The organism is Prevotella communis (assembly GCF_022024115.1).
Classification (GTDB): domain Bacteria; phylum Bacteroidota; class Bacteroidia; order Bacteroidales; family Bacteroidaceae; genus Prevotella; species Prevotella communis.
This window is the reverse complement of record NZ_CP091792.1, coordinates 2,030,046-2,051,623: the sequence shown is the minus strand read 5'-3', so window position 1 is coordinate 2,051,623 and position 21,578 is coordinate 2,030,046. Positions and strand designations below refer to the sequence as shown.

The 21,578-nt window shown below is 51.3% G+C and carries 23 protein-coding genes and 2 tRNA genes; 7 read left to right on the top strand and 18 right to left on the bottom strand.

Annotated elements, in window-relative coordinates:
* Positions 1 to 125: 125 nt before the first annotated feature.
* The 3 genes from L6468_RS08330 to L6468_RS08320 all read right to left on the bottom strand — a co-directional run bounded on the left by L6468_RS08330 (position 126) and on the right by L6468_RS08320 (position 2,702).
* A complete protein-coding gene (locus tag L6468_RS08330; protein ID WP_176756895.1) occupies positions 126 to 224 on the bottom strand; it encodes a smalltalk protein in 99 nt (32 codons plus the stop codon).
* Positions 225 to 401: 177 nt separating this feature from the next.
* A complete protein-coding gene (locus L6468_RS08325; RefSeq protein ID WP_237792902.1) occupies positions 402 to 935 on the bottom strand; it encodes an HU family DNA-binding protein in 534 nt (177 codons plus the stop codon).
* 633 nt (positions 936 to 1,568) lie between these two features.
* On the bottom strand, positions 1,569 to 2,702 hold the full coding sequence (locus L6468_RS08320) for a transposase (RefSeq protein WP_237792901.1): 1,134 nt from the start codon (positions 2,700 to 2,702) through the stop codon (positions 1,569 to 1,571).
* A gap of 109 nt (positions 2,703 to 2,811) precedes the next feature.
* Between L6468_RS08320 and L6468_RS08315 the strand changes: the two genes are divergently transcribed.
* A complete protein-coding gene (locus L6468_RS08315; protein ID WP_237792900.1) occupies positions 2,812 to 3,324 on the top strand; it encodes a cupin domain-containing protein in 513 nt (170 codons plus the stop codon).
* An 83-nt stretch (positions 3,325 to 3,407) separates the two neighbouring features.
* On the opposite strand, the gene galE is transcribed toward L6468_RS08315, so the two are convergent.
* The 8 genes from galE to L6468_RS08275 form a co-directional block, all read right to left on the bottom strand.
* A complete protein-coding gene (gene galE, locus L6468_RS08310; RefSeq protein ID WP_237792899.1) occupies positions 3,408 to 4,448 on the bottom strand; it encodes a UDP-glucose 4-epimerase GalE in 1,041 nt (346 codons plus the stop codon).
* Between the two features lie 120 nt (positions 4,449 to 4,568).
* Positions 4,569 to 5,171, bottom strand: a complete 603-nt coding sequence (gene rsxA, locus L6468_RS08305; protein ID WP_237792898.1) for an electron transport complex subunit RsxA — start codon at positions 5,169 to 5,171, stop codon at positions 4,569 to 4,571.
* Between the two features lie 19 nt (positions 5,172 to 5,190).
* Complete coding sequence (locus L6468_RS08300) at positions 5,191 to 5,772, bottom strand: RnfABCDGE type electron transport complex subunit E (RefSeq protein ID WP_091819210.1); 582 nt, start codon at positions 5,770 to 5,772, stop codon at positions 5,191 to 5,193.
* A 26-nt stretch (positions 5,773 to 5,798) separates the two neighbouring features.
* Positions 5,799 to 6,422, bottom strand: a complete 624-nt coding sequence (locus L6468_RS08295; RefSeq protein ID WP_091819217.1) for an RnfABCDGE type electron transport complex subunit G — start codon at positions 6,420 to 6,422, stop codon at positions 5,799 to 5,801.
* A gap of 13 nt (positions 6,423 to 6,435) precedes the next feature.
* Positions 6,436 to 7,440 (bottom strand): RnfABCDGE type electron transport complex subunit D, encoded by a 1,005-nt coding sequence (locus L6468_RS08290; RefSeq protein ID WP_237792897.1) that lies wholly within the window; start codon positions 7,438 to 7,440, stop codon positions 6,436 to 6,438.
* A gap of 30 nt (positions 7,441 to 7,470) precedes the next feature.
* Entirely contained in the window at positions 7,471 to 8,838 is a 1,368-nt protein-coding gene (gene rsxC / locus L6468_RS08285) for an electron transport complex subunit RsxC (protein WP_237792896.1), read from the bottom strand.
* Positions 8,835 to 9,707 carry a Fe-S cluster domain-containing protein gene (locus L6468_RS08280; protein WP_237792895.1) on the bottom strand — a complete coding sequence of 291 codons (873 nt, stop codon included), beginning with the start codon at positions 9,705 to 9,707 and terminating at the stop codon, positions 8,835 to 8,837. The genes rsxC and L6468_RS08280 overlap by 4 nt, the downstream gene beginning before the upstream one ends.
* A gap of 61 nt (positions 9,708 to 9,768) precedes the next feature.
* Positions 9,769 to 10,185, bottom strand: a complete 417-nt coding sequence (locus L6468_RS08275) for a SoxR reducing system RseC family protein (protein WP_091819206.1) — start codon at positions 10,183 to 10,185, stop codon at positions 9,769 to 9,771.
* A 132-nt stretch (positions 10,186 to 10,317) separates the two neighbouring features.
* Here L6468_RS08275 and L6468_RS08270 point away from each other — a divergent pair, with 132 nt between their 5' ends.
* Genes L6468_RS08270 through L6468_RS08250 form a run of 5 tightly spaced genes read left to right on the top strand, consistent with a single transcriptional unit; the run spans position 10,318 to position 15,511 of the window.
* Positions 10,318 to 10,758, top strand: coding sequence for a hypothetical protein (locus tag L6468_RS08270; protein ID WP_237792894.1), 441 nt, complete (start codon positions 10,318 to 10,320; stop codon positions 10,756 to 10,758).
* Positions 10,759 to 10,765: 7 nt separating this feature from the next.
* Positions 10,766 to 12,574, top strand: a complete 1,809-nt coding sequence (locus L6468_RS08265; protein WP_237792893.1) for a chloride channel protein — start codon at positions 10,766 to 10,768, stop codon at positions 12,572 to 12,574.
* A gap of 36 nt (positions 12,575 to 12,610) precedes the next feature.
* Positions 12,611 to 13,558: an aldo/keto reductase gene (locus L6468_RS08260; RefSeq protein ID WP_237792892.1), complete on the top strand. Its 948-nt coding sequence runs from the start codon at positions 12,611 to 12,613 to the stop codon at positions 13,556 to 13,558.
* A complete protein-coding gene (locus L6468_RS08255; protein ID WP_237792891.1) occupies positions 13,543 to 14,433 on the top strand; it encodes an amidohydrolase family protein in 891 nt (296 codons plus the stop codon). The genes L6468_RS08260 and L6468_RS08255 overlap by 16 nt, the downstream gene beginning before the upstream one ends.
* Positions 14,434 to 14,491: 58 nt before the next feature.
* Positions 14,492 to 15,511, top strand: a complete 1,020-nt coding sequence (locus L6468_RS08250) for a zinc-binding alcohol dehydrogenase family protein (protein WP_237792890.1) — start codon at positions 14,492 to 14,494, stop codon at positions 15,509 to 15,511.
* Between the two features lie 13 nt (positions 15,512 to 15,524).
* Here the strand turns inward: L6468_RS08250 and L6468_RS08245 are convergent, their stop codons facing one another.
* The 7 genes from L6468_RS08245 to L6468_RS08215 all read right to left on the bottom strand — a co-directional run bounded on the left by L6468_RS08245 (position 15,525) and on the right by L6468_RS08215 (position 20,613).
* A complete protein-coding gene (locus L6468_RS08245) occupies positions 15,525 to 16,196 on the bottom strand; it encodes a YraN family protein (protein WP_237792889.1) in 672 nt (223 codons plus the stop codon).
* 63 nt (positions 16,197 to 16,259) lie between these two features.
* On the bottom strand, positions 16,260 to 17,882 hold the full coding sequence (locus L6468_RS08240) for an MFS transporter (RefSeq protein ID WP_237792888.1): 1,623 nt from the start codon (positions 17,880 to 17,882) through the stop codon (positions 16,260 to 16,262).
* A 9-nt stretch (positions 17,883 to 17,891) separates the two neighbouring features.
* Entirely contained in the window at positions 17,892 to 19,268 is a 1,377-nt protein-coding gene (locus tag L6468_RS08235) for a hypothetical protein (RefSeq protein ID WP_237792887.1), read from the bottom strand.
* Positions 19,269 to 19,279: 11 nt separating this feature from the next.
* A complete protein-coding gene (locus L6468_RS08230; RefSeq protein ID WP_143005817.1) occupies positions 19,280 to 19,681 on the bottom strand; it encodes a hypothetical protein in 402 nt (133 codons plus the stop codon).
* Positions 19,682 to 19,692: 11 nt separating this feature from the next.
* Entirely contained in the window at positions 19,693 to 20,349 is a 657-nt protein-coding gene (locus L6468_RS08225; protein WP_237792886.1) for a hypothetical protein, read from the bottom strand.
* 77 nt (positions 20,350 to 20,426) lie between these two features.
* A tRNA-Asp gene (locus tag L6468_RS08220) sits at positions 20,427 to 20,500 on the bottom strand.
* Between the two features lie 39 nt (positions 20,501 to 20,539).
* Positions 20,540 to 20,613: transfer RNA gene (locus tag L6468_RS08215), tRNA-Asp, on the bottom strand.
* A 210-nt stretch (positions 20,614 to 20,823) separates the two neighbouring features.
* On the opposite strand from L6468_RS08215, the gene L6468_RS08210 reads away from it, so the two are divergent.
* Positions 20,824 to 21,570, top strand: coding sequence for a polyphosphate polymerase domain-containing protein (locus L6468_RS08210; protein ID WP_237792885.1), 747 nt, complete (start codon positions 20,824 to 20,826; stop codon positions 21,568 to 21,570).
* The last annotated feature ends 8 nt before the right edge of the window (positions 21,571 to 21,578 follow it).

The following is a 21,578-nucleotide window of genomic DNA, read 5'->3' as shown; positions in this document are numbered from 1 at the left end:
ATCTCCAAATTCGTGGTACAAAGTTTGATAATCGTGTTGCGTAGAGGCATAAGTAGAGAGATGACAGGGGAACGGCCCTGCCATCTCATTTTACATTTTTTTTACCTTTTTACTTTTTTACCTTTTCATGCCATGCACGAGGTGACACCGAGTGCAGTAGCAATGGCCGACAGCACACTAATGGCTGTCTGGATTGCGAATTTCCAAAATGTCTTGTTCTTCATGGTAATAATGTTTTAATTTCACACCGATAGATTATTTAAGTTCACACAGAAACCACAGATATCACGGAAATCTTTCGACCACGGATTAATCGGATTCAGCGGATAAAGAATCGCTGGCGATTCTCATTTCTGTGATTTCTGTGATTTCTGTGTGAGATTATCACCTCTGCGCGAGGCTTAAGGATTGACGGGTCCGCCGCCATTCCCTGAGTTGGAGCTAGAACCGCCTCCGCCGTTCTCAGGGTTCTCGCCGCCTCCGTTGTCGGGGTCTTCTACCTCGCCCGATGTTGAGGTGACTCGCTTCACCTCCTTACCGTCTCGGTCGAAACAGGTGATCTGGATGGCAGTCTTTGCCAGCTCCTCCTTCAGGTCTGTGTCGGGCGTGAAGATGATACGACGACTGGTGATCAGCTCTGCCTTTACCTCGTTCACCGTCTCTACGCTCTTGGCACGCAGTCCGAAGCGCATGGTACCCAGTCCAGGCAGTGCCACCGAGTGACCTTCCGTTGCCCATGCCTTGATGACATCGCCGGCTGCATCCCAGCATGCCTGCATCACGCCTCGGCTCACACCACTGCGAAGGGCAGCCTCCTTAATTACCTTGTCCTGTGTGAGGGCGGTGTACAACTCAGGCATCATCACGTAGCGATACTTACCAGCGTAGGTGCCTACCTTCTGCAACTGTTCTTTTGCTTTTACTTTCATTGACATAATCTAAATGTGTTTTAAATGGTTATTAAATGTTTAATGTTTTTACTTTCGTCAATTTCCGGTTCAAATACGCCTTCGTGCTTCCAAACTTCCTCGTGCACTAGGAAAATTTTTCTCGCTAGTTAGAGCGTTATTTTTCTCCTTCGTATTGACAATGCAAAGGTACGAAAAATATCTGAGACTGTCAAAAAAATATCCCCAAAACAGCCATTTTCTGAGGTGTATTTTTCGGGCTAAAAATGCAGAAAAATAAATGTGCTATAGAATTGATAGAAAACACCACGATTTGGGACTTTGGGACGTGGGACTTTGGGACGTTTTGGTGTTTTCAAAAATGAAAGGAAAATAAACATATTATTATATATATTATAATATATATAATAATATGAATAATAATATATATAATTATCGATTTTATTTGTTTCCCCTCTCTTACACATAAAATATACCAAAACGTCCCGCGTCCCAAAGTCCCAACGTCCCATTTTCCGGATTTTGCTAATGAAATATTTGGTTATGTTAGATTTTATGGTTATCTTTGCATCACATAAACACTAAAGACCAACAGTATCATGGGGACAGATGTTCGATTCCTCTCATTTGACTAGAAATCAAACACCTGTCCCCATAATCTTAGGCATGCGGATTCTGAATTGAGATAGGGGTCTCATGACTGATGTTGCAGATGGCTTCGGCCAGGTGGTTCAGGTAGTGAAAACGCTCGTAGTCGCTCTTGAAAACGGGCATATCCTCGGCCCATGGTGCCAGGATGAGCAGGGTGCCGGCAGCGCAGGCCTCGAAACGGCTGCGCTCCGTCTTCCAGTAGTCGGTGATGGGGCCTGTCTGAACGTGTATCAGGCGCAGATGTTCGTCCAGGGCGATATGCTTCATGCGCTTCTCGCATTCAGAGATGCCGGGTGTCACCAGCACGCAGCCGCCCTTGGCATCAGCCGTCAGTTGCCGGCGGCCCTCTTCCCAGACGGGGGTATTTTCTGTTGGTATGCCGTTAGTGCGGCGATGGAAGTGCACTTGCTTCTTGTCGGGCTGGCGTAGCAGGAGCATATTGCCGAAGGCGCTGTAGCGCACGCCGTCGATCTTGATGCAGAGGGCACGCTGAAACAGCCCTGGGTATTCGCGGCGCATCAGCAGGCGGCGGGGATTATCGCTGAGATAATGACGCCAGTTGTCCAGCTGTCCTCGGCGCAGCAGCAGTTTATCATTGAAGCCGCGGGCAAAGAGCAGGCCATGGGTGCGGTCCTCTTTCGGGCGCTGCCCCTGTTGGGTTTGTCGCGACTGAGTCGCAACATACGGGACAGCGGGGACGGCGGAAACCGCGGGGACGGCAGGAACAGCGGCATCTGGAAATAGCTCGCGGTAACTGCGGCCGCAGCCGGTCTTAAAGCCACGGATAATCCTGCTGAGGTCTTTCTCCATCTTCTCCTTGATGAAGATGATGCCATGCATATGGTCGGGCATCATCTGCAGGGCAATGATTTCTACCTGGGGGTAGTACCTGGGGATGCCCCACCATTCATCGCTCACCCTCTGGCCCAGGGGGCTGAGTTCTATCCTTGGTGCATCCTTGCTACCTGCAGGCGCGTCGCAGCGCCCTACAATCCTGCCAAAGAGCGGGCGTCGCCCCTCAGTGGTCATCGTGATCATATACATCATGCGGTCTGTATAGTCGTGATCTACACAGCGCCTTAACATCGATGGCTTCTTCTCGCCGGCAAATGCTTTCTGTCTTTCAAAGACTTCTCGTTTCACGACTGCAAAATTACTGCTTTTTTCCCGGAAATCCTTGCAGATGTCGGAATTTATTCGTAATTTAGCCGCCGAATAATATTTACCATATAAAACTATAAATAAGGGAACTATGAAAAAAATGATGAACTGGGTGATGATTGTCACCTTGATTTGTGGTTCGGCAGCGCTGATGAACGCCTGCAAGAAGAGTAGTACGCCGGACTGCTGTCAGCAGGCTACGGAGCAGATGGAACAGGCTGAGGCTGAGGACAGCGTGAAGCAGGTAGTGAGTACGGAACTGATACGTACCAGTCAGAGCTGGGACGGCGTGGAGCTGCCCGATTATTTTGAGGGACGTCCGGAACTGGTGGCGGTGAAGTATGTATTCCCTGCCGGCAAGAAGCTGGGATGGCACCACCACGTGGCTATGAACTATGGTGTGCTGGTGCAGGGCGAACTGACGATTATCGGTCAGGACGGCAAGACGAAGGTGGTGCACGAGGGTGAGCCGGTAGTAGAGATGGTGGGCTCGATTCACCACGGCGAGAACCGCGGCACGAAGGACTGTATCCTCTATATGTTCTACCTGTCGCAGAAGGACCTGCCGCTGGCTGTGCAGCATCCTGAGATACCGCTGGAGTAGGGGTACGGAGAACGGAAAAAGAAAAATGGACGAAACAACAGTTGCTTCGTCCATTTATTTTTATGCCAGTTGCTTGACGGGCATTACTGGATACCGTCTTCGCGCAACTTCTGTTGCCAGCGCCAAGCGGTCTTGAGCACTTCCTCTGTAGGAGTCTCGGCCTTCCATCCCAGCACCTTGTTGGCCTTGTCTACATTACCCCAAACCTGCTCGATATCGCCTTCGCGACGGGGAGCATAGGTCCAGTTGACCTTGACGCCTGTGGCCTTCTCGAAGCCCTCTACAACCTCGAGGGTTGACAGGCCCTTACCGGTACCGATGTTGAAGATCTCAACAGCCTCGCACTCGGGAATGTCGAGCACGCGCTCCATAGCCTTGACGTGGGCCTTAGCCAGGTCTACGACATAGATATAGTCGCGGATACAGGTCTTGTCGGGTGTGTTGTAGTCGTTACCGAAGATCTTCAGCTGCTGGCGGATGCCCATGGCTGTCTGGGTAACGAAGGGGATGAGGTTCATGGGCACACCGTTAGGCAGTTCGCCGATGAGGGCAGAGGGGTGTGCGCCGATGGGGTTGAAATAGCGCAGGATGATGCTCTTGATCTTGGCACCACTGTGGATATAGTCCTGGATAATCTCCTCGTTGATCTGCTTGGTGTTGCCATAAGGCGACATAGCCTTCTGGATAGGCGCATTCTCGGTAACGGGCAGATTCTCCTGTGAGGGCTGGCCATAGACGGTGCAGCTTGAAGAGAAGATGATACCTTTCACGTCGTACTTGGGCATGAGCTCCAGGAGGTTGATGAGCGAGGTGAGGTTGTTACGATAATAGAGCAGGGGCTTCTCTACGCTCTCGCCAACGGCCTTAGAGGCGGCGAAATGGATGATACCCTCAATCTTGGGATATTTCTTGAATACGTTCTCGAGGGCTTCGAAATCACAGCAGTCCACCTTCTCGAAAGCGGGGCGGATGCCGGTGATCTTCTCGATACCGTCGATAACATTTGCGTTAGAGTTGGACAAATTGTCGATAATTACTACTTCGTAGCCTGCCTGCTGCAGCTCTACGGTTGTGTGGCTTCCAATAAAACCTGTACCACCAGTCACTAGGATCGTCTGTTTCATAACAATAGTTTTGCGATTTTGAAGTGCAAAGATACGAATAAAAGTGAAAAGTGAAGAGTGAAAAGGGAAAAATTTGCTACTGCAGCGAAATTTTTCCTGACTTTTCACTCTTCAGTATGATCAATTCAGGCCAAACAGGGCGCGCAAGCCGTTGTCAACGCCCGAGAATCCCATGAAGGCGAGGCTCAGCAGACCGGCAGAAACCAGTACGATAGCCATGCCGCGCATGCCCTTGGGCACATTGGTGAGCTCCAGCTGTTCGCGGATACCCGCAAAGACGGTGAGCGCCAGTCCGAAGCCGATAGCCGTAGAGAGGGCGTAGACGATAGACTGGCCCAGGTTCATCTCTTTCTGGATGACGAGGATAGCCACACCCAGCACGGCACAGTTGGTGGTGATGAGCGGGAGGAAGATGCCCAGCGCCTGATAGAGGGTGGGTGATACCTTCTTGAGGATAATCTCGACCATCTGGACGAGTGAGGCGATAACCAGGATGAAGGCTATGGTCTGCAGATACTCCAGTCCGGCAGGTACGAGGACGTAGGTCTGGACGAGCCAGGTGACGAGCGTGGCCAGCACCATGACGAATGCTACGGCAGCCGACATGCCCAGCGAGGTGTCAATCTTCTTAGATACGCCGAGGAAGGGACAGATACCCAGGAACTGCGCCAACACGATATTGTTGACGAAGATGGCGCTGATGAAAATCAATATATATTCCATAATCTAATGTCTTAACTTCTTAACTCCTGAATTTGTTCACAATCGCAATGAGATAACCCAGCGTGATAAAGGCTCCGGGAGCCAGTACGAAGAGCAGGATGTTGTAGTTCTCGGGGATGAAGGCGAAGCCGAAGATGGCGCCAGAACCCAGAATCTCGCGGACGATACCCAGCAGGGTGAGACCGAGGGTGAAGCCAAGTCCGATGCCGATGCCGTCGAAGAGAGAGGCAAGGGGCGAGTTCTTGGCAGCAAAAGCCTCTGCACGTCCCAGGATGATACAGTTGACCACAATCAGCGGGATAAAGAGTCCCAGCGACTTGTCGATATCAGGCAGATAGGCCTTGATGAGCATCTGGAGCAGGGTGACGAAGGCAGCGATAACCACGATGAACACGGGGATGCGCACCTTGTCGGGCGTGATACTCTTGATGCATGAAATCACTACATTGGTGCAGATGAGCACCGCCATCGTGGCCAGTCCCATGGCCAGTCCGTTGGAGGCCGATGTGGTGGTGGCCAGCGTAGGACACATACCAAGCATCAGGACGAACGTGGGGTTGTCCTTGATGATGCCGTTTTTGATGATATTTATATAGTTCATAATTCTCAATTGTCAATTGTCAATTATCAATTCTCAATTTGCTCCGTAGCTCCCGTCTGTCCGTCGGCCTGAGGCTTCTTATAGGCATTATAGGCATTGTTGACAGCCTTCAGGAAGGCACGGCTGGTAATGGTAGAGGCGGTGATGGCATCTACCTGTCCGCCGTCCTTGGATACTACGAGGGGCTCGGCAGGTGTCAGTCCGATGATGCTGCCCTTGCCGTCGGCCTGGAACCATTTGTCGGCCTTGGCACCCAGTCCCGGTGTCTCAGCATGTTCCAGGAGGGTATAGCCCAGGATGGTGCCGTCGGGATTGAATCCTACGAGGACACGCAACTTACCGCCGAAGCCGTCGGTAGTGCTCTCTACGGCAGCACCGAGGTTCTGCTTGTCGGCATTCTGGGTGTGATAGACGACGAAAGTCAGTTCCTTGCCTTTATTATCTGGTTGCTTCACGGTGTCGGTGCTGGTGACGGTTAACTCGTCACATTGCATCACGGCCTTGATACCGTCGGCCAGCGCTTTCTCCTTCTGGTCGGCAATAGGACCGCTGGTCACGCTGTTGACCCATGCGAGGATGGCACCCATGATGACGGCCACGCCGGTGAGTACCAGCACCATATTCAGTAATGATGATTCAAGCTTCTTCATAATCTATACCTTTTTACTTTTTGGCCGGCTCTTCACCGAAGCGCTTGGGTTTCACATAATTATTGATGAGCGGTGTAAACGCATTCATAATCAGAATGGCGAACGACATACCCTCAGGATAAGCACCCCAGTTGCGGATGATGATGGTGAGCAGACCAATGCAGACACCATAGATAATCTGACCCTTGGGCGTCATGGGCGAGGTGACATAGTCGGTAGCCATGAAGATGGCACCCAACAGCAGACCGCCGCTCAGAATCACCGTGGTAGGATCGGCATAGATGGGGTTGATGAGGTGCATGATGGCACTAAACACAAACACGGTGCCGATGATGCTCACGGGGATATGCCAGGTGATAATCTTACGCCAGAGCATAAACAGTAGCCCCGCAATCAGGGCCAGACCGCAGATTTCACCAATGGTACCCGCACCACCGCCAATGGAATAGTCGCCCAGCAGCAGGCTGAACGCATCTGGCAGCTGGTTGAGCACGTTGGCATCACCATTCTGGATAGCCTGCTTCATCACAGCCAGCGGCGTGGCACCTGTAGCGGCGTCGGTATATTCCAGCAGATGGCCGGGCTTGGGCCAGCTGGTCATCTGGGCAGGGAAGGCCACCAGCAGCACGCAACGACCTACCAATGCGGGATTGAAGATATTGTTGCCCAGTCCGCCAAAGGTCATCTTGCCCACGCCGATAGCGAAGAGGGCACCGATGACGATGATCCAGATGGGGAGGTTTGAGGGCAGATTCATGCCCAGAAGAAGACCCGTGAGGGCAGCCGAGCCGTCGAGGATGGTATTCTCCTGGCGGCCGAGGATAAACTTATTGATAGCCCACTCGAAGAGCACACAGGCCAATACGCTTGTGAGGCACACGATGGCTGAGCCGATGCCGAAATAGAAGAACGAGACGAGCAGCGCAGGAATCAGGGCAATGATAACCCCGTACATGTTGCGCTCTACGGAGTCCGTTCCGTGGGCATGTGGCGAAAGTGATACAATTAACTTTGACATTAAACGTTAAACATTAAAGATTAAACATTTTTATTTCTTTGCAGCACGACTGCGGATGATGCCCATCACGGTCTGCTTGCCCTGGCGGATATTGTCGAGCAGCGGACGGTGGGCAGGACAGGTGAACTGACACGAGCCACACTCGATACAACTGGTGATATCCTCGCTCTCGGCACGCTCCCAGTTCTTGAAGGCTGAGAGCTTGGCCAGCAGATAAGGCTCCAGGCCCATAGGACAGGCGCCCACGCACTTGGCACAGCGGATACAGGGCTGGGGCTCCTTGCGACGGGCATCATCGCCAGAGAGAATTGTCACGGAGTTGGTACCCTTGCAGATTGGCACTTCCGTAGAGGTGAGGGCCTTGCCCATCATAGGACCGCCGGCGAGGAGCTTGTTGTCGCCCTCGGGCATGCCGCCACAGAGGTCTATCAGCGTCTGCATGGGGGTGCCCATACGAACGAGGTAGTTGCCTGGATTCTGGAGGCGCTTACCGGTAACGGTGGTATAGCGCTCGAAGAGGGGCTTATGTTTCATAACTGCCTGATAAACAGCAAAGGCAGTACCTACATTCTGAACTATTGCTCCAACGTTGACAGGGATGGCTGGAGGAGCCGGAACCTGACGGTTGATAACGGCATCAACCAACTGTTTTTCACCGCCCTGAGGGTAGCGTTGAGCCAGGGGAACCACCTCTACCTGGTATTCCGAAGCGCCGAACGCTTCGGTACACTTTTTAGTGAGGAGATCGATGGCGGCAGGCTTATTGGTCTCGATGCCGATATAGCCCTTTGTCACCTTCGCACCCTTCATCAGCAGTTCCAGACCCACGAGAATCTCGTCGGCATGTTCCATCATCAGACGGTAGTCGGCTGTGATATAGGGCTCGCACTCTACGGCGTTGATAATCACGCACTCAGCCTTGGCCGTAGGGGGAGGGGTCAGTTTGATGAACGTGGGGAAACAGGCACCGCCCATACCGACGACACCAGCCGTCTTGATGCGTGTCACAATCTCCTCGGGCGTCAGTTCGGGATGATCCTTCACCAGTTCCAGCGTCTCGCTGCGGTCGATGCTCTCTTCCCATTCGTCGCCTTCCACATCGATGATAATCACGGGCTTGCGATAGCCGGTAGCGTCGATAGCGGTATCAATCTTGGCAACCGTACCACTCACGGAAGAGTGGATGGGTGCTGATACGAAACCGCCGGCCTCGGCCAGCAGGGTGCCCACCTTGACCTTGTCGCCCTTCTGGACCACAGGCGTAGCAGGTGCACCGATATGCTGTGAGAGTGGGAAAATGGCCTGTTTTGGCAGCGGAGCCACCTGTGTGGCCACCTCGTGAGTCAACTTGTTTTCCTCGGGGTGAATACCACCTATGCTAAATGTCTTGATCTTCATGCTTGAGCCTCCTTTTCTTCTTTTACAGTTTCTACGGGTTTAGGAGCGGGGAAGTTGACAGCGTGGATAGCCTGCTTGGGACAAACGGCAACGCACTTCCTGCAAAGGCGGCATTTGCTGAAGTCGATATAGGCCAGGTTGTTGGCCACGGTGATAGCGCCAAACGGACACTCCTTCTCGCATTTGCCGCAACCGATACAAGCGGCCTTACAAGCCTTCATGGCCACGGCACCCTTGTCCTTGTTGACACACGACACGAACACGCGACGGCCCTTGATGCCCTTCTTGCGGAGCTCGATGATGCCGCGCGGACAAGCCTTCGTACAGGCACCGCAGGCGGTACACTTATCCTCGTCAACCTCGGGCAGACCCGTCTCGGGATTCAGGTGAATGGCGTCAAACTGACAAGCAGCGACACAGTCGCCACATCCCAGGCAACCAAAGCCGCAGGCCGTCTCACCGGCACCGCAGGCATTCATGGCCGCACAGGTGCGCAGACCGGCATATTCGGCTATCTTGGGACGATTCTCGCAGGTACCGTTACATCTGACAACGGCTACCTTTGGCTCGCCATTCGCAATGGCCATACCAAGAAGGTCGGCCACCTGACCCATCACGTCGGCACCACCAACAGGACAGTTCAGTCCGTCGATGCTCCCGCTGTCGGCACCTTTTACCAAGGCGTCGGCCATTCCGCCACAACCGGCGAAACCACATCCGCCGCAGTTGGCACCAGGCAACACCTCGTTGACCTGCGCAATGCGGGGATCTTCGAAGACAGCAAACTTCTTGGAACAGACGAACAGCACGATGGCTGCGATGAGTCCGATGCTTCCAAGTACAATGACTGCAATCAAGATAAAATCCATAATAGTTATTTGTTTTATTTTGTTTTGTTAGTTTGTCTATTGTAGTAGGGGAATATCTGTCTCAGACATCCTCGATGAAGAACGCAATGTTGTCGGCGATACGTTGTCGGAAGATCCATAGTCCTATATAATAAGGTATGAGTGCCCCAAGGGCTGCCAATGCCGTGATGCCTTCGTTGACACCGGCTGCAAACAGGACTCCTGTCACCAGCAGAAGCAGTAATAGCGGTAAGCCGAATCCGAGTAAAAGTGCTTTTCCTACCGAATGGCTTGAAGTGCCTACTATCACAGCGTCACCGACCTTGAGATGATGTTGCCTGTAATGAAATACATCAACAATCTTCTCCTTCGATTCCGAGGCGCTACAGTGAGATGCTACCTTGCAAGCGCTGCATGCAGAATGCTGTAGGATTCTGACGCGAATATGCTCGCCATCGACTGATTCTACTGTGCCTTCATGACGTATTGAGTTCTCCATTTGCGTGCAAAGATACGAATATTTTGTGAAATCCAAATTAAGAATATCTATTTATTTTTCAAAAAAAATCACATTCGCTTGCAAATACCAATCTTTTTTGATACTTTTGCAGTATAATTTGAGAAAGTGCATATGAATTTTAAAGAGCAGACACAGCAGCAACTTGAGCGCGCATTGCGCAAATTGGCAGAAAAGTTTCCTGCAGAACAGGAAGCTACAATGCTTTCGGATATTCATTTCCGAGTGAGTCAGGATACTGGCGAGGTAACGATCCTTGATGATGACGACCGTGAACTGACGCGCTGCGTGGTAGAGGAGTGGATAGACAATAAGGATGACGAGTTCTACGAGTCGATAACGCCCGTGATCCGTCACTGCCTGTCAACTCATTCTCAGTTGGCCGACAACCTGTCTATCCTGAAACCCTATGCTTTCGTGCTGGAGGACGACGACCGTGAAGCCGTTGCGGAACTCTACGTCGTGGATGGCGATACGGTGATCGTGGATCCTGACCTCATGGAGGGCCTGGACAAAGACTTGGACGACTTTTTGGAGAATCTTCTGAAATCCTAGGAGAAGGATGGCGGATACAACCATAGATTCTTCCTCGGCAAGTTGGTTGACGCGTCTGCATGAGTGGCGCGAGGAGCATATCAGCGACCGTATGTTCGTGCTGGTATTGGCTTTCTTCGTGGGCTTTTTCTCTGCTGTGGCAGCCGCGGTGCTGCACTGGCTCATTAATCAGATTGTACAATTGCTGACCAGTTCGTTTGATGCTTCTTCATCAAACTGGCTGTACCTGGTCTATCCTGTTGTGGGTATCTATATCACGTCGCTGTTTGTGCGCTACGTGGTGAAGGATAATATCTCGCACGGTATCACGCGTATCCTCTATGCCATCAGTCAGAACCGTTCACGACTGAAGCCTCACAATACCTGGTCAAGCGTCATCTCGTCGGCCATTACCATCGGTTTTGGTGGTAGTGTGGGTGCCGAGGCGCCTATCGTGCTGACGGGTTCGGCTATCGGCAGTAACCTGGGAAAACTGTTCAAGATGGACAGTAAGACGCTGATGCTGCTGATTGGTTGTGGTGCCGCAGGTGCTATTGCCGGTATCTTCAAGGCGCCGATAGCAGGACTGGTGTTTACGATTGAGGTATTGATGATTGACCTGACGATGGCGTCGCTGATGCCTATCCTTGTGAGCTGCGTCACGGCGACCTGTTTTACCTATATCTTCAGTGGCGACGCGGCGCTGTTCTCATTCCATCTGGACAACCCCTGGTCCGTGGAGCGTGTTCCTGCCTGTATCGGCCTGGGCGTATTCTGTGGTCTGGTGAGCCTGTATTTCATCAGGACGATGGGCTTCTGTGAGGATATCTTCGCACGTTTCAAGGACAAGCCCTACGTCAAACTGGCCATCGGCGGCGTGATGCTGAGCCTGTTGATCTACCTGTTCCCTTCGCTCTATGGAGAGGGATATGGGCCTATCAACCTCCTTCTGAATGGCACATCGGATGACGACTGGCGCCGTATCATGGATAACTCGCTGTTCTCCGGACAGATAGAGATGCTGATACCATATATCGCCCTGGTACTGCTGACGAAGGTGTTTGCCACCTCGGCCACGAATGGTGGCGGCGGATGTGGCGGTACGTTTGCCCCCTCCCTGTTTATCGGCTGTTTCAGCGGTTTCCTGTTCTCACGCCTTTGGAACATCAACCAGATTGGCGTCTATGTGCCTGAGAAGAACTTTGCCCTGATGGGTATGGCGGGCGTGATGTCGGGTGTGATGCATGCACCGCTGACGGGTATCTTCCTGATTGCCGAACTGACGGGTGGCTATAACCTGTTCCTGCCGCTGATGATCGTGTCTATCAGTTCGTACCTGACGATAATCCTGTTTGAGCCGCACAGCATCTACAGTTCGCGACTGGCCAAGCAGGGCAAACTGATTACGCACCATACAGACCATGCTGTGCTGACGCTGATGCAGATGGACAGCTATATAGAGCGCGACGTGCTGGCCGTGGGTCCTGATACCGAACTGTCAGATATCGTCAGGAAAATCAGTCGTTCGCGCAACAGCGTGATTCCCGTGCTGGATGCCGCAGGGTCTTTGTTGGGCGAGATAGATATTGCCAAGAACAGGAATGTGGTGTTCCGTACGGAGCTATACCATCATTTCACGGCCAGCCAACTGATGCAGAAGCCGTCGGCCACGCTGAGCGACCAGGCATCCATGAGTGTGGTGATGAAGACCTTCGACCAGACGCATGCCAATTGGTTGCCGGTACTCGATAAGGATGGTCACCTGAAGGGCTACCTCTCACGCGAACGTATTTATACGCAATATCGTAAGATGGTTGCCGATATGTCGGAAGATTAAGTAATTATATAGTATAACCAGTAATTAAAAGCAAAAATGAGGTACACAGAATTAGGACATACGGGGATGAAGATATCCCACCTAAGTTTCGGCGCTTCTTCTTTAGGCAGCGTGTTTCGTGAGACGAACGAGAGCGAGAGCTTCAAAGCCGTGGAAACAGCTGTCGAGGGAGGTATCAATTTTATTGATGTGAGTCCGTATTATGGTCATTACAAGGCTGAAACGGTATTGGGTAAGGCCCTGCGAAATATACCCCGTGATAAATATTTCCTGAGTACGAAGGTAGGCCGCTATGGTAAGGACGGCGTGAATACCTGGGACTATTCTGCCAAGCGCGTGACGGATAGTGTCTATGAGAGCATGGAACGTCTGGGTATCGACTTCATCGACCTGATCAACGTGCATGATATCGAGTTCCAGGCTGCATTGCCCGGCGGCTTGCAGAAGGTTGTTGACGAGACATTGCCCGCCCTGGTAGAACTCAAGAAGAAGGGCGTGGTAGGTCATGTGGGTATTACTGACCTGCAGTTGGAGAACCTGAAGTGGGTTATCGAACATAGTGAGGCTGGTACGGTAGAGAGTATCCTGAACTTCTGTCACCACACCCTTAACGATGATGCCATCGTGGATTACCTGGATTTCTTTGAGCAGCATGGCATCGGTATCGTCAATGCGTCGCCCTTGTCCATGGGACTGCTGTCACAGCGTGGCGTTCCTGTCTGGCATCCGGCTCCCAAGGCTTTGGTAGAGGCTTGTCAGAAGGCTGCCCAGTATTGTAACGAGAAGAATTATCCTATCGAGAAACTGGCTGTACAGTTCTCTGTAAGTAATCCTCGCATCGCTTCGACGCTGTTCTCTTCGGCTAATCCTGAGAATGTGCGCCGTAATATCGAGTGGGCTAACGAAGAGCCCGATTGGGACTTGGTGCGCCAAGTGAAAGAGATTATCGGTAACCAGCAGCGCGTCACATGGGCAAACTCATAATCGATGCCCACAGTCATCTGTGGCTGAAACAGGATACCACCGTCGACGGGAAGCGTATCTTGTCGTTGAAGAACGGCCGGAGTATTTTCATGGACGAGGAGGTGCAGATGTTGCCGCCGTTTATGATTGACGGACAGAACACGGCTGAGGTGTTCCTGTCGAACATGAACTATGCGCAGGTGGGAGCCGCTGTCGTGGTACAGGAGGTGATAGATGGTTGTCAGAACGCCTACCTGACGAAGGTGCAACAGCAATATCCCGACCGCTTTTTCTGTATGGGCATGGCCTGGAATACGGACGAGGCACAGGCTGTCATCGACGCCGGACTGAAGGGTATCGCCTTCCCTGGTCATCGTATCCACGAGTCGTTGCTCACGTTGATGCCTGTCTTCAAACTCATGGAGAGCAAGGAGATGGTGCTGTCCATGTGTCTGGCTGATGATGAAGAGCAGATAGGGCAGATGGCGGAGGTAATCCAGGAATGTCCTGACCTCAAGGTGGCCATCGGTCATTTCGGCATGCCTAGCACGGCCTCGTTTCGCAGTCAGGTGCTCCTGGCTCGTCAGGGGCGTCATGTGATGGTGGAGTCGGGGGGCATCACGTGGCTCTACAACTCTGAGTTCTATCCGTTCCCCACGGCCATCCGCCGTATTCGCGAGGCGGCCGACCTAGTAGGTATGGAGCGTTTGATGTGGGGCTCCGACTATCCTCGCACCATTACCGCCATTACTTATCGTATGTCGTATGATTTCGTGGAGAAATCATCGGAACTGACGGATAGCGAGAAGGCGATGTTCCTGGGTGGTAACGCGAAGTCGTTCTATGGCTTTGAGAACCTGCCGGAACTGCCTTATATCAAGAATATGTCTGAGTGAGGTGAAAGAGAATCATTAATAGTTAAATGAGTTAAGCTAATAAGTAATCAGTAGTATAATGAAAGCAATTCAAATTACGCATTCGCAAGAATTAAACATCGTAGAGCTGCCACAACCAGCGCAGCCTGGCGAGGGTGAAGTGCTGCTTCGCCTCAGTTATGTAGGCTTCTGTGGCTCAGATATCAATACCTTCATGGGGCGCAACACGATGGCGCTCAATCCCGTGATTCCCGGTCACGAGGTAGGTGCCGTTATTGAGGCCGTTGGTGCTGGCGTACCCGAGACGCTGAAACCGGGCATGGTGGTGACATGTAACCCTTATACCAACTGTGGCAAGTGTGCTTCTTGTCGCAACCAACGCGTTAACGCCTGTCAGTACAACGAGACGCTGGGCGTGCAGCGTAATGGTGCCATGAAGGAATATATCGTCCTGCCTTGGGAGAAGATTATCCCTGCTGGTTCGCTCACGCCGAAGGTGACAGCCCTGGTAGAGCCGATGAGTGTTGGCTTCCATGCCGTGAGTCGTGCGCAGGTTACTGATATCGACGTGGTGATGGTGATTGGCTGTGGTATGGTAGGTATGGGTGCCATCGTTCGCAGTGTGATGCGTGGTGCAACCGTTATCGCTGCCGATATCGATGATGAGAAGTTGGCCCTGGCCAAGAAGATGGGTGCAACCTATACGCTGAATACCAAGACCGAGGATGCGCACCAGCGTCTGTCGGAGATGACAAACGGGTTTGGCCCTGACGTGGTGATTGAGGCCGTGGGTAGTGTGCCTACCTATCAGATGGCTATCAATGAGGTGGCTTTCACGGGTCGTGTGGCTTGTATCGGCTATGCCAAGTCTGAGGTGTCGTTCCAGACGAAATACTTCGTACAGAAGGAGTTGGATATCCGTGGCTCCCGTAATGCGCAGCCTTCCGACTTCCGTGCCGTTATCCGTTATCTGGAGCGTGGCACCTGTCCGGTCGATGCCCTTATCACCAAGGTCATCAAGCCCGAGGAGGCACTTGAGACGATGCGTTGGTGGAGTGAGAACCCTGGCAAGGTGTTCAGAATCCTCGTGGAATTCTAATCATCAACGTGGATTAGAACAGTTGGAAATCCTGGATATGTTGAATCTCGGGTGCCTGGCAACCTAAATCGCCTACGACGGTGATGACATCAAAACGCCAGGGGTTGTCTATCTGACGGTATTTGATGTAGTGGTTGATGGCAAGGCTCAGATTCTTCAGTTTCTGATAGTTGACAGCAGATTCAGGCTCGGCAAACAGACGGTTTTGCCGGGCCTTTACTTCTACAAATACCGTACAGTCGTTATCTTGTGCGATGATGTCTATGTCACGATGGCTGGAATGCCAGTCGCGCTCCAGGATCACATAGCCTTTCTCACGCAGGTAGGCTGCTGCTATTTCTTCTCCGCGGATACCCAACTGGATATGTTTGGGAGCTTTCTCGTAGAGCTGCTTGCGGGAGGAAGCCTTCTCAAGGAGTTTCTTGCAGCTCACAAACTGCCTCTCCATCAGTTGCTCTGGTATCTCGACGTGTGTCAAAAGACGCTCTAGGGCCAGAAGGATTTTCCGCGCTTCGTCGGTTCGTCCTGCCTGGATGCGAAGCTTCAGGATATCGGTAGCCGTCCAGAACATGGCCGAAAGGGCGTGCCTTCCCTTGTTGATGGCATAGAGCTTACGTGCTTCTTCGTAAGCCTCCTCTATATGTCCCGTCATTCGGAGTGAAAAGATTTCCTGTACTGTCATCATCCTGTTTAAGGTCTTTATGATAAAAAGAATGGGGCTGTAAGTTACAGCCCCATTCTGAACAGACTATTCTTTGATGTTTGGTTCTTCGAGTCCAAGGCCCTTCTTCTTGTCAACCACTTTCAGCAGCAGACCAAGAATCAAGGCTGCTACACCGAGTGAGGCCAGCATGATGAGAGGCCAGGTGTAGTCGTACTGTGTGGGGTCTGTAACACCAGGATTGGTCTTGTCGAGCACCTTACCAATCAACAGAGGGAACAGCCACAGACCGATGTTCTGAATCCAGAAAATCAGCGCGTAGGCAGAACCGATAATCTTTGCGTCAACAAGCTTGGGAACGCTGGGCCACAATGATGCGGGCACCAGAGAGAATGATGAACCCAGGACGAGGATGGTGGCATAGGCCACGATGACACCGCCAACGGTGCTGCCATTGAACATAGGCAGGATGAAGGCGAAGGTGAGGTGGCAGGCAATCAGCAGCAATGAGCCCAGAACGAGCATTGAGGCTGCCTTACCCTTATGGTCAACATAGCTGCCCAGGATAGGAGTGATAAGCACAGCCAGCAGGGGGAACACGGCGAAGATTGACTCGGCCGACTGGCGCATGTAACCCATATAGCAATAGGTGATGAGCGACAGGATAGAGAGTCCCAGGAGGATGTACTTGCGGTTGGCCTGCTTCTGGAAGTTGCTGGCAAAACCGAAACCTGCTACGAGCAGCATGATGATATACTGTACGATGGTCACATCTGGCTGTGCCCAGAAGGTATCTGCTGCAGGAGCTTCAAGGGTGAGGTTGCATTGCAGCATGTTGACGGCGTACTTCTGGAATGGGAAGATAGCGCTGTAGTAGAGCACGCAGAGCAGGGCAACGAGCCAGAAACCGCTTGAGGTGAGGATCTGGCCGAGGTCTGAAACCTTGAAGGGATCATCCTTCTCCTCAGCCTCACCAGTCTGGGCATCCAGTTTCTTGTCCATCACGAAATAGACGATGGTCATGATGAGGGCGATACACAGCAGAACAACACCGAAAGCCACAGAACGGCTCACGCTGATGCTTCCACCCAGACGGGCAAAGAAGGGTGAGAAAATCATACAGGTGGCAACACCCAGACGGGCCAAGGCCATCTCAGAACCCATGGCCAGCGCCATCTCGCGACCCTTGAACCACTTCACGATACCACGGCTGACGGTGATACCTGCCATCTCACAGCCACAACCGAAAATCATGAAACCGCAGGCTGCGAACTTAGCAGAAGCGGGCATACCCTCGTAGAAAGGTGAAACACCCAGTTCGTCGAATACGGGAATATAATTCAGGTTATTGGTGAACCATGTTTCCAGACCTGTGCCAATGAATGCGTCTGTAACGGCATACCATTTGATGACAGCACCTACCAGCATGACTACGGCAGAGAGAACGGCGGTGAAACGCACGCCCATCTTGTCGAGGATGATACCTGCGAAAATCAGGAAGAAGGCAAAGACATTGAGGAATACCTCAGAGCCCTGCATGGTTCCGAATGCGCTTGAGTCCCATCCGCGCTCAGAGAGCATCAGGTCCTTGATAGGTGAGAGAATGTCCATGAAGATGTAGCTGCAGAACATGGCGAGAGCCAGGAGCAGCAAGGCGGTCCAGCGCATGGCGGCGCTGTCACGCAGAGTTTTTTGAATTGTTTGTGTCATTTCTTAATATTATTGTGTTTTAATAATTTCGTTTTTAAAGTGACTGTCGATATCCTGAAGTTCCTTCTCGTATACTTTATCCATCTGCTGTTTCATGAAGTGGTCCTCCAGATTTGTCAGATAGGCAAGGTCCTGAACGGCTCGTGCACCTGTGACGAGGAGTCCGCCGATATCCAGTTTCTGCCATTGTTCTGCGGCAATGGTAAACGTGAGGTTGCTGCCTGACGCAAAGAGGTTTGACAGCAACAGGATCTTGCGGGTGCGGGCGTCATAGAACTCGCGTGGCCCGTCTTTCTCCGGGTTATACAGCAGTCCGTGAAGCAGACTGACAGCCATATTGACCATCAGGGGGAAGGCAGCTTGTCTGCCTATCAGCGTCAGGTCTGTCATCGATGCCAGCTGTTGGGCCTGCATCTGGAACAGTTCGCTCTCCATGCCGGGCTGAAGGGCTTCCGTCACGGGTTTCAGCACATCAACAGGGTCGCCTTCTGCTGCTTTCACCTGTGCATATTGCGAATAGACGGCAGCGGTGAGTCGTCTGGGATCTTCCTTGATATTGCGTAATGCTTCTGCCAGCATGCCAGGCGTGCTCACATCCTCGCCCGTAACGGCATCTGTAGAGGTGAAATTGCTGCCAGTACGTGTGCCCGTTATCTTATTGACAATGCCGAAGAGCCAGTTCATGGAGTCGTTGTCGAAAGCTTTGTCGGGCATCTCGTCGCGTTGCTCCAGAATCTCCTCCCAGGACTTAGGTCCTTCGTGGATCTCCCCGGCTTCCTCTATGAATTCCTGATTGGTCTCGTCTATGAGGGTCAGTTCCTTGGTATCCGGCTTTTGCTCCAGCATCGCCATGGCCGAGGGAGACAGGGCTGCAATAATCCGGCCTGATTTTCCCAGTTGTCCGGCAATCTTGGGTGTCATAGCCCAACGGGCGGACTGGATGCTGGTGGCAATGACGAGGAAAGTCAGGTCGCTGCGCGTGAGACCAGTACGACTGGCAAACTCTTCGTTGATGCGATTCACTTCACTCAGGGCATAGGTTATCTCCTTGCCTGTGAGCAGATCCTCGATGACGATATCGTGGGGGATGCCTGTCTCGTCGGCACGCTCCTCAATCGACTGCCATGAAGGGATGGCGTCAACGGCCATCTTCTCTTTCTGATGGGTTGGGGTAGTGGTGAGATGACGCTCTTCCGGCAGTTCTATGCCTTCTTCCTGTGCGATGGCTGATGCACGACGCTTCAGTTCTGATAATCTGTCGTCCATCTGCGAGAGTTGCTGTGTGTGACTGTCCGTCTGTTCCTGCAGACGTGACAAATCGCCCTCCTGCATCTTCAGCACGCGAAGGGTACGCTTCTCGTCATCTGTATATTCCCTGTCAGCCATTCGTCAGTTCCTTACTTATCCTTCTTTCCCTCTTCAATACGTTTCAATGCCTCCTCGAGGAACTCGATGGTCTCCTGAAGATTCTTGCGCTGCTCCTCATTCTGGAGGTTTTCCTCCTCCATCTTCTTGATGATAGCCTGCTGCTTGGCAATGATTGTACGTTTCATCATCTCAGCTTCCTGAGCCTGACGTTTCTTGGTCTGCGTATATCTATAGAGTACACGCGCGCCCAATGAAACAGGATTGGCAAGACAGATGATATTCCAAGGGTCTGTCAGAAACCCCTTAATACCGTTATGGTAGCCCAACTGGTTCTTCAGAACCTCATTCACGCTGTTCTGAGGGTCCTTCAAAACCTGGTCAGCTACTTTAACGGCTGTGGTATAATACTCCTTGATATTTGTCTTACCCATAAGCATCCCCTTTATTGTTCTCCTTCCTTCACGGTAATGGCTTTCAACAGTTTCATAAGACTGTTGTCGCTATTCCAGCTGAAGTCGTCCATACCGATGATGGTACGGTATTTGCGTTTCAAGTCCTTGTCTTTTGGCAGGACACGTGAGATATCGCGCTCGTGCACCTTCACAAACTCTCCGTTATAAAAGAAGTAGTAGTGTGAGAAGATAGGGAGCTTATAGTCGTCCTCGCTGTTCAGGTCCATGGATGTAGTGGTGATAGCTCCACTCTCAAATCCCATGTTCGAGATGTTGATGTTGTTGCGGAGATTCTGATTATACGCATTCAGGTCCAGCAAATCTATACGATAGAGGATGTTTGAACCTACAGAGTCCACCATATAAGCCAGCTGGTTTTTGATATTGATAAACTTCCTGTCATCAAACTCCACAGCGGCAATGGTCTCCATGTTGGCTTCCATCGTATATTCACCATTCAGGTAAACGAGTGAGCCATTCTTCAGGAAGACGTTGGTATGTGACTGGTTAATGGTGCGACCGGTTTTTAAGGTAATAACCGATGGCTTGAATTGTTTGTAAAGTGTGGCCTGAGTTGTGCGCTGTTGGGCTGTACAAACGAGTGCAGCCATTACAAACATTGTCAAAAGAATTGTTTTCTTAATCATAGTCTTGCTTGTTACTTTTTGGTTGATAATTTAAAAGCCCATCGATTCCTGAAAATCAATGAGCCTTATTCTTTTTGCGGTGCGTACGAGATTCGAACTCGTGACCTCCTGCGTGACAGGCAGGCATTCTAACCTACTGAACTAACGCACCAATCCGTAATGTTTGCTTTGCTCACCAGTTTTAGAGAAGCGGTGCGTACGAGATTCGAACTCGTGACCTCCTGCGTGACAGGCAGGCATTCTAACCTACTGAACTAACGCACCATTGTAGGTCTCTTTGCTGTTTTGCGGGTGCAAAGGTATGACTTTTTCTTGAATAAAAAAAACATTTCGAAGGAATTTTTTTAGAGATAACATCCTTTAACAATTTTAGGGCCATTTTGCTGATTGAATTGTTGTTTTTGTGGAAAAAATTTGCTCAGTTTATGGGAAATGTGTAATTTTGCCAACAAATCGATAACTAAAGCCGTTTTAATGGAAGAATTATTATATTCCTTTGCTCCCATCACACTTGATGAGATGAGCGGTGTGAAACTGATGAATCGCACGGATACAAAATTCGTGACCAGTATGCCTATGCTCATCCGGTTGCTGGAGATGGCTCAGGGAGACTATTACGCGCAAGAAATAGATGGTGAACGCAACATGCTTTATGATACCACCTATTTTGATACGCGCGACTATGATATGTATAAGGAACATCAGCATGGTCATGCCAACAGACAGAAGATCCGTTTCCGTACCTATGTGAGCAGTCATCTGCAGTTCATGGAGGTGAAGACCAAGAATAATCACGGTAGGACGAAGAAGAAACGTATCGAGGTGGAGGATATGAACCTTGACGACCAGCAGAAGCGTGAGTTCCTGGCAAAGACGCTCAGGTTTGATGCAGATACCCTGATACCTCATATGCATAATTATTTCCGCAGGATTACGTTGGTCAATAAAGCCAAGACGGAAAGACTTACCATAGATACTGCGTTACAGTTTAATAATGTGCAGACCCACACGAACAAGGATATGGGACCGCTGGTCATTATAGAACTGAAGCGTGACGGAATGGCTTTCTCGCCCGTGCTGGAGATGTTGCGCACGCTCCACATACACCCACATGGATTCAGCAAATACTGTATGGGAGCAGCTATGACCAATAGCCATTTACCCATCAACCGCTTTAAGCAGAAACTGAGGGATGTGGAACTTATATTAAATAAGGAATAAAAATAAAT

Bases quoted from the DNA above. Each gene is read 5' to 3' on its own strand.
- L6468_RS08235 (WP_237792887.1), bottom strand. From the start codon at position 19,268: ATGGCTGACAGGGAATATACAGATGACGAGAAGCGTACCCTTCGCGTG.
- L6468_RS08290 (WP_237792897.1), bottom strand. From the start codon at position 7,440: ATGTCAAAGTTAATTGTATCACTTTCGCCACATGCCCACGGAACGGAC.
- L6468_RS08260 (WP_237792892.1), top strand. From the start codon at position 12,611: ATGAGGTACACAGAATTAGGACATACGGGGATGAAGATATCCCACCTA.
- L6468_RS08280 (WP_237792895.1), bottom strand. From the start codon at position 9,707: ATGGATTTTATCTTGATTGCAGTCATTGTACTTGGAAGCATCGGACTC.
- rsxC (WP_237792896.1), bottom strand. From the start codon at position 8,838: ATGAAGATCAAGACATTTAGCATAGGTGGTATTCACCCCGAGGAAAAC.
- L6468_RS08295 (WP_091819217.1), bottom strand. From the start codon at position 6,422: ATGAAGAAGCTTGAATCATCATTACTGAATATGGTGCTGGTACTCACC.
- L6468_RS08230 (WP_143005817.1), bottom strand. From the start codon at position 19,681: ATGGGTAAGACAAATATCAAGGAGTATTATACCACAGCCGTTAAAGTA.
- L6468_RS08245 (WP_237792889.1), bottom strand. From the start codon at position 16,196: ATGATGACAGTACAGGAAATCTTTTCACTCCGAATGACGGGACATATA.
- L6468_RS08315 (WP_237792900.1), top strand. From the start codon at position 2,812: ATGAAAAAAATGATGAACTGGGTGATGATTGTCACCTTGATTTGTGGT.
- L6468_RS08255 (WP_237792891.1), top strand. From the start codon at position 13,543: ATGGGCAAACTCATAATCGATGCCCACAGTCATCTGTGGCTGAAACAG.
- rsxA (WP_237792898.1), bottom strand. From the start codon at position 5,171: ATGGAATATATATTGATTTTCATCAGCGCCATCTTCGTCAACAATATC.
- L6468_RS08325 (WP_237792902.1), bottom strand. From the start codon at position 935: ATGTCAATGAAAGTAAAAGCAAAAGAACAGTTGCAGAAGGTAGGCACC.
- galE (WP_237792899.1), bottom strand. From the start codon at position 4,448: ATGAAACAGACGATCCTAGTGACTGGTGGTACAGGTTTTATTGGAAGC.
- L6468_RS08225 (WP_237792886.1), bottom strand. From the start codon at position 20,349: ATGATTAAGAAAACAATTCTTTTGACAATGTTTGTAATGGCTGCACTC.
- L6468_RS08330 (WP_176756895.1), bottom strand. From the start codon at position 224: ATGAAGAACAAGACATTTTGGAAATTCGCAATCCAGACAGCCATTAGT.
- L6468_RS08275 (WP_091819206.1), bottom strand. From the start codon at position 10,185: ATGGAGAACTCAATACGTCATGAAGGCACAGTAGAATCAGTCGATGGC.
- L6468_RS08300 (WP_091819210.1), bottom strand. From the start codon at position 5,772: ATGAACTATATAAATATCATCAAAAACGGCATCATCAAGGACAACCCC.
- L6468_RS08270 (WP_237792894.1), top strand. From the start codon at position 10,318: ATGAATTTTAAAGAGCAGACACAGCAGCAACTTGAGCGCGCATTGCGC.
- L6468_RS08210 (WP_237792885.1), top strand. From the start codon at position 20,824: ATGGAAGAATTATTATATTCCTTTGCTCCCATCACACTTGATGAGATG.
- L6468_RS08265 (WP_237792893.1), top strand. From the start codon at position 10,766: ATGGCGGATACAACCATAGATTCTTCCTCGGCAAGTTGGTTGACGCGT.
- L6468_RS08240 (WP_237792888.1), bottom strand. From the start codon at position 17,882: ATGACACAAACAATTCAAAAAACTCTGCGTGACAGCGCCGCCATGCGC.
- L6468_RS08250 (WP_237792890.1), top strand. From the start codon at position 14,492: ATGAAAGCAATTCAAATTACGCATTCGCAAGAATTAAACATCGTAGAG.